Source organism: Streptomyces thermolilacinus SPC6 (assembly GCF_000478605.2).
GTDB classification, from domain to species: domain Bacteria; phylum Actinomycetota; class Actinomycetes; order Streptomycetales; family Streptomycetaceae; genus Streptomyces; species Streptomyces thermolilacinus.
This window is the reverse complement of sequence record NZ_ASHX02000001.1, coordinates 863510-882230: the sequence shown is the minus strand read 5'-3', so window position 1 is coordinate 882230 and position 18721 is coordinate 863510. Positions and strand designations below refer to the sequence as shown.

At 75.5% G+C, this 18721-nt stretch carries 15 protein-coding genes and 1 pseudogene; 6 read left to right on the top strand and 10 right to left on the bottom strand.

The genetic code is table 11. The features are described from left to right. Positions 1 to 6: 6 nt before the first annotated feature. The 4 genes from secD to J116_RS03850 all read right to left on the bottom strand — a co-directional run bounded on the left by secD (position 7) and on the right by J116_RS03850 (position 4783). The gene (gene secD, locus J116_RS03865; RefSeq protein ID WP_051203978.1) at positions 7 to 2361 is read right to left on the bottom strand and encodes a protein translocase subunit SecD; all 2355 of its coding nucleotides are present in this window, start codon (positions 2359 to 2361) and stop codon (positions 7 to 9) included. Positions 2362 to 2427: 66 nt separating this feature from the next. Continuing rightward, entirely contained in the window at positions 2428 to 3033 is a 606-nt protein-coding gene (locus J116_RS03860; RefSeq protein ID WP_023590667.1) for a hypothetical protein, read from the bottom strand. A 74-nt stretch (positions 3034 to 3107) separates the two neighbouring features. Then, positions 3108 to 3773 carry a response regulator gene (locus J116_RS03855; RefSeq protein ID WP_028964690.1) on the bottom strand — a complete coding sequence of 222 codons (666 nt, stop codon included), beginning with the start codon at positions 3771 to 3773 and terminating at the stop codon, positions 3108 to 3110. A gap of 53 nt (positions 3774 to 3826) precedes the next feature. Continuing rightward, positions 3827 to 4783 (bottom strand): HAMP domain-containing sensor histidine kinase, encoded by a 957-nt coding sequence (locus J116_RS03850; RefSeq protein ID WP_028964691.1) that lies wholly within the window; start codon positions 4781 to 4783, stop codon positions 3827 to 3829. 334 nt (positions 4784 to 5117) lie between these two features. Between J116_RS03850 and J116_RS03845 the strand changes: the two genes are divergently transcribed. The 4 genes from J116_RS03845 (at position 5118) to J116_RS03830 (ending at position 8457) form a co-directional block, all read left to right on the top strand. Beyond that, a complete protein-coding gene (locus J116_RS03845) occupies positions 5118 to 5450 on the top strand; it encodes a TraR/DksA family transcriptional regulator (protein ID WP_023590670.1) in 333 nt (110 codons plus the stop codon). 259 nt (positions 5451 to 5709) lie between these two features. Next, entirely contained in the window at positions 5710 to 6108 is a 399-nt protein-coding gene (locus tag J116_RS03840) for a TraR/DksA family transcriptional regulator (protein ID WP_023590671.1), read from the top strand. A 56-nt stretch (positions 6109 to 6164) separates the two neighbouring features. Continuing rightward, positions 6165 to 6926 (top strand): rod shape-determining protein, encoded by a 762-nt coding sequence (locus J116_RS03835; RefSeq protein ID WP_099048208.1) that lies wholly within the window; start codon positions 6165 to 6167, stop codon positions 6924 to 6926. Positions 6927 to 7023: 97 nt separating this feature from the next. Further along, positions 7024 to 8457: an amino acid permease gene (locus tag J116_RS03830; RefSeq protein WP_023590673.1), complete on the top strand. Its 1434-nt coding sequence runs from the start codon at positions 7024 to 7026 to the stop codon at positions 8455 to 8457. Between the two features lie 252 nt (positions 8458 to 8709). On the opposite strand, the gene J116_RS03825 is transcribed toward J116_RS03830, so the two are convergent. The 5 genes from J116_RS03825 to J116_RS03805 all read right to left on the bottom strand — a co-directional run bounded on the left by J116_RS03825 (position 8710) and on the right by J116_RS03805 (position 15096). Continuing rightward, positions 8710 to 9372 carry a DedA family protein gene (locus J116_RS03825; protein ID WP_023590674.1) on the bottom strand — a complete coding sequence of 221 codons (663 nt, stop codon included), beginning with the start codon at positions 9370 to 9372 and terminating at the stop codon, positions 8710 to 8712. 181 nt (positions 9373 to 9553) lie between these two features. Then, on the bottom strand, positions 9554 to 9868 hold the full coding sequence (locus tag J116_RS03820; RefSeq protein ID WP_023590675.1) for a hypothetical protein: 315 nt from the start codon (positions 9866 to 9868) through the stop codon (positions 9554 to 9556). Between the two features lie 118 nt (positions 9869 to 9986). Continuing rightward, positions 9987 to 10958, bottom strand: a complete 972-nt coding sequence (locus J116_RS03815) for an ankyrin repeat domain-containing protein (RefSeq protein ID WP_023590676.1) — start codon at positions 10956 to 10958, stop codon at positions 9987 to 9989. 121 nt (positions 10959 to 11079) lie between these two features. After that, on the bottom strand, positions 11080 to 11814 hold the full coding sequence (locus J116_RS03810) for a hypothetical protein (RefSeq protein WP_023590677.1): 735 nt from the start codon (positions 11812 to 11814) through the stop codon (positions 11080 to 11082). 267 nt (positions 11815 to 12081) lie between these two features. After that, the gene (locus J116_RS03805; RefSeq protein ID WP_051204037.1) at positions 12082 to 15096 is read right to left on the bottom strand and encodes an AfsR/SARP family transcriptional regulator; all 3015 of its coding nucleotides are present in this window, start codon (positions 15094 to 15096) and stop codon (positions 12082 to 12084) included. Between the two features lie 226 nt (positions 15097 to 15322). Between J116_RS03805 and J116_RS03800 the strand changes: the two genes are divergently transcribed. Beyond that, on the top strand, positions 15323 to 15871 hold the full coding sequence (locus J116_RS03800) for a hypothetical protein (protein WP_023590679.1): 549 nt from the start codon (positions 15323 to 15325) through the stop codon (positions 15869 to 15871). Positions 15872 to 16398: 527 nt separating this feature from the next. Further along, a pseudogene (locus J116_RS03795) lies at positions 16399 to 17534 on the top strand (winged helix DNA-binding domain-containing protein). 157 nt (positions 17535 to 17691) lie between these two features. On the opposite strand, the gene J116_RS03790 reads toward J116_RS03795, so the two are convergent. Further along, entirely contained in the window at positions 17692 to 18642 is a 951-nt protein-coding gene (locus tag J116_RS03790) for a helix-turn-helix transcriptional regulator (RefSeq protein WP_051204038.1), read from the bottom strand. Between the last annotated feature and the right edge of the window lie 79 nt (positions 18643 to 18721).

The following is an 18721-nucleotide window of genomic DNA, read 5'->3' as shown; positions in this document are numbered from 1 at the left end:
CACGGGTCAGGCGCGGGTCGGCTCCTCCTCCTGGACGGGCCGCCGCGCCGGACGCCCGGGGCGCTTGCCCCCGCCCCGTACCGGGGCCTCACCGCGCGTCTGGAGCTCCACCGCCAGCGGCGCGGCCGTCAGCATCGACGAGTACGTGCCCACGACGATGCCGATCAGCAGCGCCAGCGCGAAGTCCGTCAGCGACCCGCCGCCCAGCACCGCCAGGGCGGCCAGGATGAACACCGCGCCCATACCGGTGTTCAGCGTGCGCGGCACGGTCTGGAGCACCGCCGTGTTGGTCAGCCGGGCGAGGGACTTCTCCCGCCGGGCGCCCGTGGCTCCCGTACCGCCCGTCAGCTCCCTGATCCGGTCGAACACGACGACCGAGTCGTTCACCGAGTAGCCGATCACCGTCAGCAGCGCCGCCAGGAACACCCCGTCCACCGGCTTGCCCAGCCACGCGAACACCCCGACGAGGATCGCCGCGTCATGGACCATCGCCACGACCGCCGCCGCGCCGAGCTGCCACCGGAACCGCACCGCCAGGTACAGCAGCTGCGCACCGACCGCCACCGCGAGGGCGATGAGGGCGCCCTTGCGCAGCTCCGCGCCGAGGCTCGGACCGATCAGCTCGTCCCGGACCTTCTCCGCCTCGCCCCCGGCCAGTTCGGCCACGGCCTCGCCGATCCGCACCGCCTCGTCGTTCGACATCCGGTCCGTACGCACCGTCAGGCCGCCCTCGCCGGAGGACTGGACCACCGCGCGCGGGAATCCGGCGTCGGCCAGCGCGTCCCGCGCCCGGTCCACGTCCACCGGCGACGACGTCGAGAACTCCACGAGCCGCCCGCCGGTGAACTCCACCCCGAAGTCCAGCCCCCGCACGAAGATCCCGGCGACCGACAGCAGCACGGCGGCGGCCGACACGGCGAGCCAGCGGCGACGACGCCCCATCAGGTCCGGGTCTCGGCGCAGCAGCCACTTGCGCACGGCGCCCGTGTCGCCGATGCCGGACAGGCGAGGACGCCGCCGCACCGCCTTGCGCGCCACCGCGAACTCCGCCAGCGCCCGCGTCACGACCAGCGCGCTCACCATCGACGCGAGGACGCCGATGCCGAGCGTCACACCGAAGCCCCGGACCGGCCCCGAGGCCAGCAGGAACAGCAGCACCGCCGCGATCAGCGTGGTGATGTTGGAGTCGGCGATGGCGCTGAACGCCTGCCGGAACCCGGCCGTCAGCGCGGCCCGCAGGCTTCTGCGGGCCGTGTCGCGCCGCGCGTACTCCTCCCGGGCCCGTTCGAAGACCAGCACGTTCGCGTCCACGGCCATGCCGATCGCCAGGACGAACCCGGCCAGGCCCGGCAGGGTCAGCGTCGCGCCAAGCGCCGCGAGCGCCGCGTACGAGATCACGCCGTAGCAGGCCAGCGCCACGACGGCGAGGCCGCCCAGGAGCCGGTACAGGGCGGTGATGAACAGACCGGTCAGGGCCATGCCGATCACGGCCGCCCACGTGCTGCTGCGGATCGCCTCGGCGCCCAGCGTCGGGCCGACCGTCCGCTGCTCGACGGTCTCCACCGGGACCGGCAGCGCGCCGCCGTTGATCAGCAGCGCCAGTTCGCGCGCCTCGTCGGCGCCGAAGCCGCCCGTGATCCGGGTCGAACCGCCGACGATGCCCGTGTCGCAGGCGATGTCCTCGTCCACCTGCGGCGACGAGATGACCTTGTCGTCCAGGACGATCGCGACGCGCCGGGCGGGGTCGCCGGGCGCCGCGCACGCGGCCTTGCCGGTGAGCTTCGCCCACCCGTCGCTGCCCCTGTCCTTGAACTCCACGTCCACGTACCAGCCGAGGCCCTGCTGCGGGTCGATCACGGCCTGCGCCTCGGCCACGTCGGCGCCGGTCAGCGACGACGGCCCGAGCCGCAGTTTCCGGCCGTCCTCGTCGGGCAGCACGGTCTCGCCCGACGGGCTCGGCTCCGGTTTCGGCTCCGGCCGGCCCGGCCCGGCGGGCGGCGTGTCCGGCGCCATGCCGAGCACGGGGTGGAACGTGAGCTGGGCGGTGCGGCCCAGCACGTCGGCCGCCTCGCGCGGGTCCTGCACGCCGGGCAGCTCGACGATGATCCGGCGGTCGCCGGAGCGGGTCAGGACGGGTTCGGTGACGCCGAGCGCGTCGATGCGGCGGCGCAGCACCTCCACGGTGCGGTCGGTGGCCTTGGCGTCGGCGGTGGCGGTGGGGGAGTCACGGGTCTCCAGCACGATCTGCGTGCCACCGCGCAGATCGAGGCCCAGACGGGCGGGGACGGTCACGGCGATGTACACGGACAGGGCGACGACGACGAGTGCGAGCAGCGCTCGCACCCGCATGGCGCGGGTCAAGAAGGCCTCCAGCGGGCAGGACCGCGCGGCCGCGTACGGCGGCGCGCGGGTGAATGACGGGAAGGGTCAGCCGGCTGGAGGCGGGGGCGGGGCGCGCCCGCTGGGGCGCGTGGGCCGGTGGACGCGCGCGGCGTCCCGTCCCGGCGCGGAGACGGCCGGGCGGGCCGCGGGCGGTTCGAGTACGGGAGGCGGCGGGGGCGGGGCCGCACCGGTGGGCGGCGGGACCGACCGGGTGCCGGTGAGGTCCGCGTACGCGCGTGGCGGCGCCGAACAGGCCGCCGCGCACGGGTCGTCGGGGACCACGACGCGCGGCGGCCCGGCAGGCGACGGCACGGCGGGGACGGGCGCCGTGGGTGCGGCGGCCGGGGAGGCCGTGGCCGTGGGGACGGTCGCGCGTGCAGTCGGCGCGAGGACGCCGAGCACGGCGAGGAGAACCGCGGCGACGGCGGCGGCGACCAGGTTCGCCAGGGCGGAGGCGCGCGGGCCGGGGAACGGGGCGGACGGGCCGGGCACGGAGTCGCGCGGGACCGGGGCGGAGGCCCACGAGGCGACGGCGAGGGCGCGGTCGGTCGGGCCGAAGGCGGGTGCGGAGGGGGCGTGCACGGGGCCGCAGGGGTCGGCTGCGGGGTCGCAGGGGTCGGGTACGGGGCCGTGCGCGTCGTACCGCCGCATGCCCGCCTCCTCCCGTACCCGTCGTATCCTGCCGTACCCGCCGCCCCGTCAGAACCCCGCGGTCCCGGTTACCGTCACGGCTCGATGAGGCCCGCCCGGATGGCGTACCGGGTCAGCTGGAGGCGGTCCCGCAGGCCCAGCTTGTGGAGCAGGTTCGCCCGGTGCCGCTGCACCGTCTTGACGCTGATCACCAGCATGTCGGCGATGTCCTTGGAGGAGTGGCCCTCCGCGACCAGCTTGAGGATCTCCTCCTCGCGCGCGGTGAGCACCCGGTCCGGCGGCTCCTCGCCGTGCCGCGCCCGGTCCAGGTAGTCCCGCACCAGCGCCGTCACGGCACCCGGGTACAGGAACGGCTCGCCGCGCATCGCCGCCCGGCAGGCCGCCACCAGGTCCCGGTCGGCCACCGACTTGAGCACGTATCCGCAGGCCCCGGCCTTCAGGGACTGGAAGAAGTACTGCTCGTTGTCGTACATGCTCAGCATCAGGATGCGCAGCGACGGATGACGCGCCGACAGCTCCCGCGCCGCCTGGAGCCCCGTCATGCGCGGCATGGCCACGTCCAGCACGGCCAGATCGACCGGCTGCTCGCGGGCCATGGCGATGGCCTCGGCGCCGTCCCCGGCCTCGGCGACGACCCGCAGGTCCGGTTCGCCGTCCAGGATCAGCCGGACCCCGCGCCGTACCAGCGCGTGGTCGTCGGCGAGGAGGATGCGGGTGACGGACGTCCCGGGCCGGTTCACACGGTCCTGGTCCGTGCGGACGTGGTCCTCGTTCACGCGGACGTGGTCCTGGTTCATGCGGTCTTCCCGGCGGGGTGCGGTACGGACAGGGACACGAGCGTGCCGCCGGAGCGGCCGCGCGTGATGTCGAGGGCGGCACCGGCCAGCAGGGCGCGCTCCCGCATGCCCCGGATGCCTGCGCCCTCGTCGGCGACGCCCACGCCCCGGCCGTCGTCCTCCACGGACAGCACCACCCCGTCCGCCGTGCGCCGCAGCGCCAGTTCCACGCGGGTGGCTTCGGCGTGCCGGGCGGCGTTGGTGAGCCCCTCCTGCGCCACCCGGTACAGCACCAGCTCCGTCTGACGGTCCAGCGGCGGCAGGCCACTGTCGAGACGGCGGCGCACCGTCAGCCCCGTGTGGGTGGCGAAGTCGTCGGCGAGCGACGTGAGCGCGCTGACCAGGCCCAGGTCCTCCAGCACGCCGGGGCGCAGCCGCCGGGCCAGCCGCCGCACCTCGTCCAGGCTGGACCGGGTGATCTCCTGCGCCTGCTGCAACTCCGCCCGCAGCGGCTCCGGCGCCCGGTCCGCGACCCGCTTCAGCCCGAGCAGCACGGCCGTCATGCTCTGCCCCACCTCGTCGTGCAGCTCCTGCGCCACCCGCCGCCGCTCCGACTCCTGCGCGGACAGTGCGCGGGCGCTGCTCGTGGCGCGCTCCGCCTCCAGCCGGTCCAGCATGTCGTTGAACGTGCGGATCAGCTCCGCTACCCCGCCGTTCCCGGACACGGGCAGCCGCTGGCCGGGCCGCAGCAGGTCCACGGTCTTCATCTCACGCGTCAGCCGCTCCAGCGGCGCCAGACCGACCCGCAGCAGCGCCGCGTTGGCGACCAGCATCACCGCGAGACCGGCGACCAGGATCACCGCCTCCGTCAGCAGCACCGGTACGGACACGGTCACCGGTGCCCACAGCAGCAGCGCGGTGGCCGTACCGAGGACCACGGCGTTGAGCCCGAAAATCCGCCAGAACAAGGACACGGTGCACGGAACCTTCCTATAAACCCCACAGTTGCCACCACTATCCCCGGCCTCCCCGACGCGCGTCCCACCGGGCGGGCCGCACCCGCCAAGCCTGCCGGTCCCACGGCCCGGCCGTCGATGGGGCCCGGCATCCATCCCCCCGCGCCCCTACGGCTCCGACCTGCGCGTTCCTGCACTCCGCGCCCCACCGGAAATGGGTGCCGCGACCCATGGCCCCCGCCGGGCCCACCGGTCAGGGTGGAGAGTCAGCCGCCCGGCGGCCCGGACGACCGGGACACGCCGTGGTGGCCCCTGTGTGTTCCCACCCGTCCTTGTCCAGGAGGAGTACGCCATGACGCTCGGCAGCGCCGCTTCGGGAGCCGCACCCGGACGGCTGACGGACCACGAGGCCCGGCAGCGCCTCGACCACGAGCGGGAGTCGCGGCTCACGCAGCTGAAGGCCATCGAGGCGGCCGGGGCGGGCCAGCAGGCCGCCGACGACCTCCTCGCCGCCCAGCGGGCCTCCACACTGCGGGTCCTGAAGGAGATCGACGCGGCGTTCGAGCGCCTGGCCGCCGGCACGTACGGCAGCTGCCAGGGCTGCGGCAAGCCGATCCCGGCCGAGCGCCTGGAGATCCTGCCGTACACCCGCCACTGCGTGGGCTGCCGCCGCACCGCCGCCTGACGGCCGCCCGCCCGCCGCCCGGCCGGGGCGGGCGCGGAACCGGCGGGCCGGCCCCCGCCCGCCCCGGCCCCGCGCTCTCGACCGGCGGACGCACCGGACCGGCCCACGCGCCCGCCAAGGCTCCGCGCCCGTCCCCGCCCCCACCGGCCGACCGGGGCCCGTCCCCACCGGCCGAGGGGACCTCCCCCGACCGACCTGCCCGACCCGGCTCCCCGCACCGGGTCCCTCGCCTATCCGTGCCCCTGTGGAGTGGTGACCCGTGAGCAACCGGACCGCCCGCGCCGACGACGCGGGCCCGACCGCCGAGGACTTCGCGGCCCTGCGCCGGAACCTGGAGGAGCAGCGCCGCTTCCGGCTGGAACAGCTGGCCCGCATGACCCGCCCCGCGCCGGACCGGACCCCCCGACGCGCCCCAGCCCCCGTTCCCGCGGCCACCGCCTGGGACGGGAGTGCCGCCCGCAGGGAGGTGCGGGCGGCACTGACCGCGTCCGCGCGGATGGTCCTCCACGACGTGGAGGCCGCGCTGGAGCGGATGGACCAGGGCCGCTACGGCACCTGCGAGCTCTGCGGGGGACCCGTCGGCCTGCGCAGGCTCACGATCGTGCCCCAGGCCCGCTACTGCGGCCACTGCCACCAGGCGCGGGAGGCGCGCCGGTGAGCACCGACCGGGCCCGGCCCGCGCGCCCGCGCCGTGCGCCCGGGCCCGTGCGACGGATGACGTACCCGGGGTTCGCAGTCGAACTGGGCAGCGCCCGCACCCGCGTGTGGGCGCCCGGCCGGGGCGCCGTCCTGGACGTGCCCACCGTGACGTTCCCGAGCGAGGGCGGCGCGTCGTACCCGGTGCGGCGCGGCGCCATCGTCGACCCCGAGGGCGCGGGACGCCTGCTGCACCGGCTGCTCGGCCACCGCGTCCCGCGCGGCACCCGGCCGCTCATCGTGCTGGCCACGCCCGTGCTGGGCGGCGTGGAGCACCGGGCCGCGGCGCTCACCGCCCTGCGGGTGCTGCGGCCCCGCCGCGTGCTCACCGTCCCCGCCGCCCGGGCCGCCGCCCTCGGGGCCGCCGCCGACCTGGCCGGCCCCCTCCTGGTGGTGGACGTGGGCGCCCACCTCACGGAGGTCGGCCTGCTCAGGGACGGCGCGGTCGTCAACGCGTACCGCACCCTCCTCGGCACCAGCGACCTCGACGCCACCACCACCCACGACGACCTGGCGGACGCGGCGGCCGGGATGGTCACCGACATGTTCCGCACGGACCGCACCCCCCTGAGCGTCGAGGCGCTGCGCCGCGGCGTCCTCCTCACCGGCGGCGGCGCCCTGCGTCCCGAGCTCCGCCACGGTCTCGCCGCGCGGCTGCGCGCACCGGTCCGCGTGGCGCCCGCCCCGCACACCGCGGCCGTGCGCGGCGCCGCCACCGTCCTCGTACCGGCACCGGAGGAGCGCGCCCCCGGCGCCGGCCACGACGCCACCCTGACCTGACCGGTTCGCGCGCATCCGTGGCGGAGCGTCACCTTCCGATCGTCCGGGGGCTCGGCCATCATGAGCCCCCGTCAGCCACCGGCGGAGAGGACGGGTCATGGCCAGGCTCCGGATGGGACAGGGCGTACTGCGCAGAAAGCCGATCGAGCACCTCGAGGAGGCCGAGGGCGCGCCCGGCGAGCAGCTCACCCGCACGCTCGGCCTGTGGCAGCTCACCGCGATCGGTGTCGGCGGCATCATCGGCGCCGGGATCTTCACGCTCGCAGGCACGGTCGCCAACGGCACCGCGGGGCCCGCCGTGCTCGTGTCGTTCCTGATCGCGGGCGTCGCCAGCGCGGCCGCCGCCTTCTCGTACGCGGAATTCGCCGGGCTGATCCCGAAGGCCGGTTCGGCCTACACGTACGGATACGCGGTCCTCGGCGAGCTGGCGGGCTGGTTCATCGGCTGGGACCTGCTGCTGGAGTACACGGCGATCGTCGCGGTCGTCGCCATCGGCATCTCCGGCTACTTCAACTTCCTGCTCACGGAGACCGGCACCGCGCTGCCCACGTGGATGCTGGGCGCGCCCGGCACGGGCGAGGGCCACCGCGTGGACCTCTTCGCGGCGCTGCTCTGCCTGCTCATCGCGTACCTGCTGAACCTCGGCATCAAGAACGCGGCCCGCTTCGAGACCGCCGTCGTGGTGCTGAAGGTCCTGGTGGTGCTGCTGGTGATCGTGGTGGGCTTCTTCCACGTCAGGAGCGAGAACTACGCCCCGTTCTTCCCGTACGGCGTCGGCGGAGCGTTCACCGGCGCGGCGACGGTCTTCTTCGCGGTCTTCGGGTACGACGCGATGAGCACGGCCGCCGAGGAGTCGAAGGACGCGCAGCGCCACATGCCGAAGGCGATCCTCTACTCGCTGGCCATCGCCATGGTCCTGTACGTCCTGGCCTGCCTGGCGCTGACGGGCATGCAGCACTACACGGAGATCGACCCGGAGAGCGGCTTCTCGACGGCGTTCAAGTCGGTGGGGCTCGGCGTGGTGGCGGACATCGTGGCGGTCGGCGCGATCATCGGCATCCTGACCGTCATGTTCACGTTCATGCTGGGAGTCACCCGTGTGTGGTTCTCGATGTCCCGTGACGGGCTGCTGCCGCGCTGGTTCGCCAAGACCCACCCGACCCGGCACGTCCCCACCCGCGTCACCTGGATCGTCGGCGTCGCGTCGGCGGCCATCGCCGGTTTCGTGCCGATCGGGGAGGCGGCCGAGCTGACGAACATCGGCATCCTGCTCGCCTTCGCCGTCGTCTGCACCGCCGTGATCGTGCTCCGCTACCGCCGCCCAGACCTGCCCCGCGCCTTCCGCACCCCGTTCATGCCCGTCACCCCCGCCATCGGCGTGATCGCCTCCATCTGGCTGATCACCTACCTGCGGGTGGAGACCTGGCTGCGGTTCGCGGTGTGGTTCCTGATCGGCCTCGTCGTCTACTTCGCCTACTCGTACCGCAAGTCCGCCCTGGCCGGCCAGGACCGGCGCCCCGCCTCCCGCTGACCCCGCCGCGCTTCCGCCCCGCGCCCCGCGCTACGACTCCGGTAGCGCGGGACCGCCGGGATGCGACGGCCCGCTCCAGCGCGGTCGGCCGCCGCGCCCCGCCCGTGAGGATCCCGAGGGCGGCGGCCCGCGTGTACGGCCACAGCAGGAACGGGCCGAGGGCGGCGCCGGACAAGGCCAAGCACAGGCAGCCCTACACGGCGGTGAGGCAACCGAGGAGCGCGCCGTGCGGCCGGGAGCCGGGCGGGCACGTCACGAGGTACGCCGGTGCCGTGCCCGTCGCGCACCGCGGAGCCGCACGGCCACGTACGCGACGAGCGCGACCACCACCAGGACGAGAACCGCCTTGGAGACGAGCCCGACGTACGTCTCCACCGTCGCCCACCGGTCGCCCAGCCAGTAACCGGCCAGCACCAGAATGGAGTTCCAGATGAGGCTGCCGAGCGCGGTCAGTGTGAGGAACACGGGCAGGGGCATGCGCTCCACACCGGCGGGGGCGGAGATGAGACTGCGGAAGATCGGCACCATGCGGCCGAGGAAGACGGCCTTGGTGCCGTGCCGCACGAACCACGCCTCAGTGCGCTCCAGATCGGAAGCCTTCACCAGCGGCAGCCTCGCCCAGACGGCGTGCATGCGCTCACGACCGAAGACCCGGCCGATCCAGTAGAGGACGGCGGCTCCCACGACGGAGCCGAGAGTCGTCCAGAACAGCGCCGACGCGAGGCTGAGCACCCCCTGCCCGGCGGCGAACCCGGTGAGCGGCAGGATCACCTCGCTCGGCAGCGGCGGGAACAGGTTCTCCAACGCGATGGCCAGCCCCGCCCCGGGCCCGCCGAGGGCCTCGATCAGACCGGCGGCCCACCCGGCGAACCCGTCCGCCGGGGGCTGGGACGAGGCCGAGGACATGAGCTGCATGGAACGCTCCCACGTGGTCGGGTTGTCGCCCGCGACCCGGGCGACGGGATGCTTCCCCCCGGAGGATCGGCGGGCAACGCAAGTATGAAGGTCCCCGCCACACCCGGTGCCGCTGCCCCCTCAGTACCGACCTGCGGAAATCCGCACCCCGGCCGCCCGGCACGGGGCCAGGGCCCTCCGCTCAGGCCGACGCGTGCTCCCGGGCCTCCCGTACCAGGTCCACGGCCTGGGAGAGCCCCAGGTCCGCCGCTGCCCGGCGTACCGCAGCCACGGCCTTCACCTGGTCCTCGACGTCCACGCCCGCCGCGCCGAGCACGCCGTCCACCCACCGGCCGCGGAGCTCCCCGTCGGTCCGGGCGCACTGCGCCTCGACCAGCGTGAGCGCCCGCCCCAGCCCGGCCCGCTCGTGCGGCTCCGCGTCGGCGAGGGCGGCCCGTACGGCCTGGAGGATCTCGGGGGCGTCACGCAGAACGAGCACCGACTGCCTGCGGAACACGGCTCTCTCCTTGACACGGTCGACGTCCGGTCGGGCAACCCTGCCTGGCAGGATCGGCGAGGGGCAATGGAGTTAGACGGCTTCTGAGGTTTCGGGCCGTCCCGGCGGACCGCTCCCGTCAGCTCGTCCAGTAGTCCCTCGGCGGCAGTTCGACCCACCGGTCGGGCGGGCCCGATATCGCGCGGTCGTCCGTGGGCCGCAGCCCCGCGAAGGCGTAGGCGTACGCCACGGCGGCACCGGTGCAGAGGTACGAGGCGAGGACCTCCTCGGGTCCGGCGTCCCCGCGCACGCCGCCTCCTCCGGGGTGCAGGTCCCACGCCTCCAGCGCGCCGTCGCGGGCGATGCTCCCCTGGTTTCCGCTCTTGGGGTTGCCGTAGAAGCCGTAGCAGACGGTGCCGACGGACAGCCGCGTCACGACGCCGGGCATCGACGGCCCGTAGGACCACGGCTGGGCCACCACGCAGCCGCCGGGCACCTCCGTCACGCCGACGAGGCGCAGGATCTCGTCCGGCTCGTACGCGTACGGGTCCTCCAGCACCTCGTCCACGTCCTCGTCCCGCGCCGGTGTCGCGTCCAGGCGGCGTATCGCCTCCTCGGCGCCGACGCCCGCGACGCACGCCAGGCCCAGACCGTCGGGACTGCGCCTCCCCAGGGCCGCGAGCAGCCGCGCGCTCTCCCGTACCGCCTCCTGTTCCGCCCCGGTCAGCCCGGGCTGCCCCTCCGGCCGGTCGAACAGACCGGGCGTCGGCCCGGCGAGGCTCAGCCGCCCTGGCGACCAGCCGCCGATCTGGGGCCGCCAGGGGTCGGCACCAGCGGCCGCGAGCACCCGCGCGTTGTCGGCGCGGCCCTCCATGACGGCTTCCCACAACGCGGTGGTGCCGTACTGCCGCGCGTCCACGTCGGCCACGCGCCGCGCCGGCTCGGCCACCACCTCGGGCGAGCCCCGACGCGCCGCCAGGTGCAGCGGCCGCCCTCCCATGTACGCCTCGGGGTCGGCCCCTTGGCCGAGGCGCCGCCGGATGACGCCGTGATCGTTCCAGTCCTCCGACGACACGCCGGCCCAGCCGCCGTCGTCCCGGTCCACCGCCATGCCGCCTCCCGCCCCGTTCACCGGCCGCCCCGAACGCGGCTCCCTTTCACCGCCCACCCTGACAGACGGGTCCGACACCACCCGCCGGACGCCGACCGGACGGCCGTCGCCCGGCCCTCACTCAGGGCGTCGCCTCCCCCCAGGCGGTGGTCAGGCCCTCCAGCCACGCCGGGGGCAGTTCCGCGGCGTCCCACTCCTCCCGGAGCGCCGCCGGGTCGGCGGCGAGCCGTTCCAGTACGGCGACGCTGGTGGGGGAGTGGACGAGCGAGTAGCGGCCGTGGATCGCGATCCGGCTGCCGGGGCCGTACGCCGCGTACAGCCGCTCCAGCCGCGCGCGATGGGCGGAGGCGAACTCGGTCAGCCGCCCCGCGTACGCGGCGCGCCGCACGGAGCCCATGGTGCCGAGGACGGCGGTGAGGACCTGTGTGGAGACCTCCGGGTCCAGGTCGGAGAGGTCCGTGAACGACAGGTAGAGCGGCACGACCGCCGCCTTCGCCCGCTCCACCTGCATTCTGCTGACGGGAGGACGGGGGCCCGCGGCCGGTACCGGACGGGCGGAGGCGACGGCCCGCCGCAGCGCCCGTTCCGCGAGCGCGCCGATCTCGTCGGCGACCGCCTGGGCGCCGTCGCGCCGGCCCGACTCGTACAGCTCGCCCTTGTCACCCGGAGCGTCCCGTCCGAGCTTCTCGACCTCCTGGTGCGCGAGGGCGAGCGCCCCGGCCTCGACCAGCCCGATCAGCTCCTCCGCGTCGCCGGGCGCGATGCCCGCCCCTTCCAGCAGGTGAAGGAGCGTGCTCTTCGCGTTGAGGACGCTCACCGCGTCCAGTCGCTGCCGTCCCTCGTCGGCGGCGTTCATGGGCCCTCCTCATCGCTTGGAGCGGTGTGGTGCGCTGCGCGGAACGCTCCCTCCCGGGAGCCGTCCCCTCCATGGTCCTCCATCCCGTGCCCTCCCAGGCATCGCCGGGCCCGGGGCGCGTGCCCCGGCGGTCCCGCGGACCGGACGGCACAGGAACGCCCGCACCGGCCCCGCCTGAGGCCGTGACGCCTCAGTGCTCGCTCGTCCGCCAGGAGCGGTACCAACGGGGACCGGCAGCGGCCGTTCACCGCCGTCAGGCTCCACCGGTCAGCCGAAGCCGCTGAGCCGGGCGCGCGCCAGTTCGAACTGGCGTGGGTAGTCGCCCGCTCCGGGCAGGGAGAGAGCGGCCTGGAACTCCCGGCGCGCCTCGGCGCTACGGCCCGCCGCCGCGTAGGTGTTGCCGAGACGGATGCGGACCTCCATCTCCAGCCACACGCTCGTGTGCCGGGTCAGTGTGGCGAGGGCCTGGTGGTGGGTGGCGACAGCGGAATGCGTCCTGTCCTGGATCTGCTCCACGGTCGCGAGCCGTGACAGGCTCGCGGCGTGCAGCGGCAGGTCCTCGGCGTGACGGGCCAGTTCGGCGGCCCGCCGCAGCAGGACTTCGGCCTCCTCGTACTGTCCGACGGCCAGGTGGGTGTCCGCGAAGAAGCACAGGACGTTGCTGATCGTTCTGGGGCGCCCGCTCTTCTCGGCCACCGCGAGGGCGGCCGCGTGGTGCGCGAACGCCCGCTCATGCAGCCCCTGCTGGGAACGGACCGCGCCGAGACTGCACGTCGCCACCCCGGTCAGCCAGGCGTCGTCGAGCCCGGCCGCCAGCTCCACCGCCTCGTCGAGATGGACGATCCCGTCCTCGATGCCGCCGAGCATCCACGTGGCGATACCCAACCCGGCGGTCGCCCGTGCCCGCTCCCGCGGACCGCCACCGCTGCGGCTGTGGTGCAGCGCCTCGGTGAACCGGGTGCGCGCCGGCCCCGGCCGCCCCTGGTAGAGGTCGATCATCCCCAGGCAGTTGCGCAGCGAGGCGGGCATCCGCTGGTCGTCGGCCAGTTCGGCGCAGGGCAGCGCGAGATTCAGCGCGGCGCGGCCCTCGTGGTACCGGCCCAGGCGGACCAGGTGGTCCACCAGGGCCTCGGCGATCCAGCAGGCGTGATCGGGGTGGCCGGTGGTGGCCGCGTAGGAGACCACGTCGACGAGTTCGCCGCCCGCAGCTTCGAGCCATGCCGAGGCTTCCCGCCAGCCGGGGAAGGGCGAACCGGTGTCGCCGGGGCCGGTGGGGAAGGCCTCGGGACCCCAGTCGCCGGCCGCGCGGCACGCGGCCGTGTAGAGGCGCAGGACGGCGGCCCGGTCCGCGGCGGCCTGCCCGGGCGTCTCGGCGGCGAGGCGGCGCGCGTGCGCCCGTACGAGGTCGTGCAACGCGTAGCGGCCGGGGCGGGGCTGCTGGAGCAGGCTGGCGTCGACCAGGTCTTCGAGGAGGACTTCCGCGTCCTCACGGGAACCACCCAGCATCGCGGCGAGGGTGAGCCCGTCGATGCCCGCGGTCGGCGCCATCCCCAACGCGCGGAAACCGCGCCGCAGTCCGGGCGTGAGCCGGTCGTACGACATCCGGAAGGCGGCCTCCACGCTGCGGTCCTCGGCCCGCAGCTCGCCGAGGCCGCGCACGTCGTCCGCCATCCGTCCGGCCAGCAGGGCCAGGGTCCAGGCCGGCCGGTTCTGGAGGCGGGCGCTCGCGATGCGCAGTGCCAGGGGCAGGCCGCCGCACCGCCGGGCGAGCTCCAGCGCCGCGTCGGGTTCGCGGTCCGCGCGGGACTCCCCGAGCAGCTCGCGCAGGAGCCGGACCGCGTCGCCCGTGCCCAGCGGCTCCACGGTGAGCCGTACATCGGCGTCGAGGCCGGGCAGACGCTGACGGCTCGTCACCAGCACCCGGCTGCCCGGTCCGGCGGGCAGGAGCGGGCGCACCTGCTCGGCGCCGCGCGCGTCGTCGACGACGAGCAGCAGCCGCAGTGCGCTCGTCGCCGCGCGCCAGGCGGTGACCAGCTCCTCCACGTCCTCCGGGCCGTCAGGAAACGTGTCACCGTCGCCGTGGACCGTACGCAGGAGGCGGCGCAGCGCACGCTCGGGGCCACCGCTCTCGTGGGCGGCGCCGTGCGTGCGGAGGTCCACGAACAGGCAGCCGTCCGGGTAGGCGGCGCTGAGCGCCCACGCGGCGCGCACCACCAGGGCGGTCTTGCCGACGCCCGCCGTGCCGTCCACCGCGACCACGGACACCGCTGCCGGGGACACGGGGGCGGTGAGCAGGGCCAGTTCCCGCTCCCGGCCGACCAGGCAGGCGATGTCGCCGGGAAGCTCGTTCCGACGGGGCGCCGCACCGTGCGGGTGCCCGGACCGGCCGGAGCGGGCACGTCCGGGCGGCGGCTCGTCCCGCCGTACGCCCCGGGGAGCGGGGGCGGCTGCCGTCCCCGGCTCGGCCGACCGGCCGAGGAGCCGCGGGGCGTCCCGCCGCAGGACGGCCTGGTGCACGCCGCGCAGCTCCTCGCCGGGCTCCACGCCCAGCTCGTCGAGGAGCCGGCGCCGCACCTCCTGGTAGACGGCCAGTGCCTCGGCCTGCCGGCCGCTGCCGTACAGCGCGCGCATCCGCAGTGCCGCGAGCGATTCGTCGTACGGCTCGGCCAGCGGTGCGGCCGAGAGCTCGTCCAGCGCGTCCGCGTACCGGCCGAGCGACAGCAGGCACTCCGCCCGGTCCTGGTGGAGCGTGCGCCGCTGCCGGGCGAGGCGCTGACGCTCGCTGTCGGCGAGCGGCCCCGGGAGGCCGAGCAGCGGTTCGCCCCGGAACAGCTCCAGGGCCCTGGCGCCGTGCTCCAGTGCGGCGTCGAGATCACCGGAGTCCTTCGCGCCCCGGGCGCGGGCGGCCAGGTCGGCGAGCGCCGCGAGGTCGGTCCGCGCCGCGCCGGGTACGAACCGGTAACCGCCGGGCCTGCTGTGGATCACCGACCGGTCGGTCCCGCCGCTCGCCGTGTCGAGCGCCTTGCGCAGCGCGTAGACGTAGCTCGGCAGGACCTGGTGGCCCGTACCGGGCGGCCGCGTTCCCCATATGTCGGCGAGGAGTTGCCGGTGTGCGACCAGGCTCGGCGCGCGCAGCACCAGCGCGGCGAGAACGGCCTGCCGCCGTACCGGGCCGAGCGCGAGCGGCGTGTCGCCACGGCGGGCCCGCACCGGCCCGAGCAGGTCGATCCGCAGGTCGCCGCTCGCGTCGGCCGCGTTCCCGGCCGGTTCCTGTGAAGCCACGCCCACTGCCTGGTCCTCGTCTCCTCCGTACGGCCAGTGACCGCTCAGTCTTTCAAATCCGTGGTTCACCGGGATTTCAGCAGCCCTGCAGCGTCCCGCGACAGAGTCTGCCCGGTCGCGTCCGGACGCCGCCCAACGGCCCGGGGCAACCGTCCCGTCGGGGCGCCCCACCGGGGGGAAGCCCACAGCCACCGGACGGCATCTGATCGAGAGAGGACATTCCGTCATGTCGCAAGGCAGCCGCGTACCCGGCACCGGGCCCACCCGCCGTGGTGGGCGCTGGGAGCGCTACCGGGTCGCCCACCCGTTCTCCGTCCGGGACCTGGCGGCGCTGTGGGGCCTTATCGGAGGCGTCGTGGCGCTCGCCCTGCTGCTCGGCTGGGCCCTCGACATGAAGGGCGGCACGGTCATCGTCCTCGCCGTGCCCTTCATCGTCTCCTGGTTCGAGAAGCGGCGCACCGTTTTCCAGTTCGACGCGGCGGGCGTCAGGTTCGGCGAGGTGCTGCTGCCGTGGGCCGACGTCACCGCGTTCGTCGTCGCCACACCGCGGGACGGGACGCGGGCGCTGATCGGCGCGATGATGCGTTCCGGCGCGTCCCTGCCGGTCGGCATGGCCGTCGCGCCGCCGCACCCGGCCATGCCCGCGCCGGTCCACGTCACCGTTCCGCGTGCCAGGTTCGATCTGGCGAAGATGGTCCGCAAGGCGCGCAAGTACGCCCCGCCGCACATCCGGATCGTCGTCGCCGAGCCGTCCGGCGAACGCGTCGCGGGCTGACGCTCCCATCGGCCGTGGACACGACGAGCAACGAGGGGGCAGCCGTGATCTTCCCGGCGGGGCCGCACTGCCGACCCGTGCCGATGAGCAGCCGGGCGAGCGCCGGCCGCGGGGAGGCGCCACCCGCGGGCCCGGCCGGACGCGGGGCGGCGGAGAGGCGGCAGGACTGATGCCGCACGTGCCGCAGCCCTGGTACGGCTCACGTGGCGGGCGGCGCCCGGCTCCTGGTGAAGCCCGACTGCGCGGTCAGCGTCGACCGCGGCAAGCGCCACAGCCAGCTCCGTGAGATCGACCCGCGCACCGGAGGGGTCGTGTGGCGCTCTCGGACCGCGCGGGGCTGGGAAGTCGGCAAGGTCCTCTCCGTCCGCCCCGTCGTCGTCACCACGCTCCGACCGGGGGATTCGATCCCGTCACCTCCGGTCGCCCCGGCCTCGACCGGGCGCGGGGCCGGGCCGGTGGGGTCGGTGGGCCGGAAGGCGGGGGCCTCGCGGACAGGAGTTGTCCGCGAGTCTCGGTAGCGTGCGGCCATGGCATCGACGACCACCCCGCCCGTGCTCTCCGTCCGCGCCCTCAACCGTGCCACGCTCGCCCGCCAGCTCCTGCTGCGCCGCGCCCCGATGGGCGCCGAGGACGCCGTGCGCCACCTCGTCGGGCTCCAGGCGCAGAACACCAGGCCGCCGTACCACGCCCTCGCCGCCCGCCTCGAAGGGTTCCGGCCCGAGGAGCTGTCCGGGCTCATGAAGCGGCGCGCGGCCGTACGGACCGTCACCATGCGCTCCACCCTCCACACCCACACCGCCGCCGACGCCCTGGCGCTGATCCCGCTGATGCTGCCCGCGCGCGACAGAGAGGTGCGGATGTTCGGCAAGCGGTGCCCCGGCGTCGAGCCGGACGTCCTCGCCGCGCTCGTACGGCGGCTCGTCGAGGAGCGGCCCCGCACCCCAAGGAGATCCGCACGGCCCTGCTGGAGCGCTGGCCCGACGCCGACCCCCTCGCGCTGACCGGCCTCGCGCGCTGCCTGCTGCCGCTGGTCCAGGTCACCCCGCGCGGCCTGTGGGACCGCAGCGGGCAGGTCGCGCTGACCACCGCGGACGTCTGGCTCGGCCGAGGCCCCGACGCCGAGCCCGTACCGCCCGCCCCGGTGGACGACGTGGTCCTGCGCTACCTGGCCGCCTTCGGACCCGCATCCGTCAAGGACATGCGGACCTGGTCCGGCCTGACCCGGCTGAGCGGCGCCTTCGAACGGCTGCGGCCCCGGCTCCTCACCTTCCGCGACCCGTACGGCACCGAGCTGTTCGACCTGCCCGACGCGCCGCGCCCCGACCCGGACACCCCGGCCCCGCCGCGCTTCCTGCCCGAGTTCGACAACGCCCTCCTCTCCCACGCCGACCGCACCCGCCTCGTACCGGCCGCGTACAAGAACCGCACATGGAAGGGCAACCAGGCCCACCGCACACTCCTCGTGGACGGCTTCCTCGCCGGGATCTGGCGGCTGGAGGAGGGGAAGGGGGACGAGGGCGGGGATCTCACGCTGACCGTGCAGCCGTTCGCCCCGGTCGGGCGCGCCGCCCGTGCCGCCGTGGCTGAGGAGGCCGCGCGGATGCTCGACCTCCTGGGGCGGGGGCGTTCGTACGACGTGCGGTTCGGGGTCTTCGCGGGGTGACGGGCGCGCACTCCCCTCGGGGGACGGCGCCCATCGCCCGGGGTGAGGACTGCTGCGTACGGCGGCTTCGCCGATGCGCGTCCCACAGCAGTCGGCCCGCCCCCTGCCGCCGCCGCGTCCCACAGCAGCCGGCCCGGCCCCGTGCCGCCGCCGCGTCCTACGGCAGCAGGCCCGCCCTGCGTGCCGCCACCACCGCCTCCAGCCGTGTGTGCGCGCCCAGTTTGCGCATCGCCGACCGCAGGTAGCCCTTCACCGTCTCCGGGCGCAGCCCCAGGCGCCGTGCCGCGTCCGCGTTGGTCGCGCCCGTCGCCACCGCCGCCAGCACGTCCAGCTCACGGGGCGCCAGCCCCACCCGGGGCCCGCCCCCGGCCGACGCCCCCGCCGCCGAGGCCAGGCGGCCGCACGCCGCCAGCAGTTCGGCCCGCAGCGCCGGGTCCGCGATGCGCGGGGCCAGCGCGCGCAGCTCCCCGTGTGCCTCCCGCACCGCCTCCCACGCCGCCGACGCGGAAACCGACCCGGAATCCGCTCCGGAAACCGACCCGGAATCCGCCCCCGGGGCCACTGCGCCCCACGCCCCGCTTCCCCACGCCCCGGCGCCCAGCGCGCCCCCGCCCCACGCCCCCGCACCGGACGCGCCCGCGCCGGGCGCCCCGCCCGCGCCGGAGACCACGCCCCTGCCGGGCGCCCGGTCCAGGAGACGCCGCGCCTCCTCCCGTGCCACCAGCGTCTGCTCCATGTCGCGCGCCGCCGCCACCGCCGCGTCCAGCACCCGGTCGCCCAGCGGCTGCGGTGTGCGCAGCGCCCCGTACAGCACCGCCCGCACCCGCCGCCGTACCACCACCGGCACGGCCAGCACCGACCGCAGGCCCTCCACGGCGACCGGCCCGTCGTACTCGTGGCTGATGTGCCGCGCCTCCGGGTAGTCCGTCACCGCGCACGGCCGCGCCAGCGCCATCGACCGGCCGCCCAGACCGCTGCCGGGGCTGATCGCCAGGCCGCGCAGCACGTCCGACGACGCGCCCGACAGCTCCTCGATCCGCAGCGGCGCCCGGGGCCGGTCGTCCAGGAGCCCCCCGAACGCCACCGGCAGCCCCGTGGCCCGGCGCATCCGGAGCAGCGCCGTCCGCAGCTCGGCCGTGTCACTCCGCCGTTCACCCACGCGTACCGCTCCCGCCCGCCGCTTCACC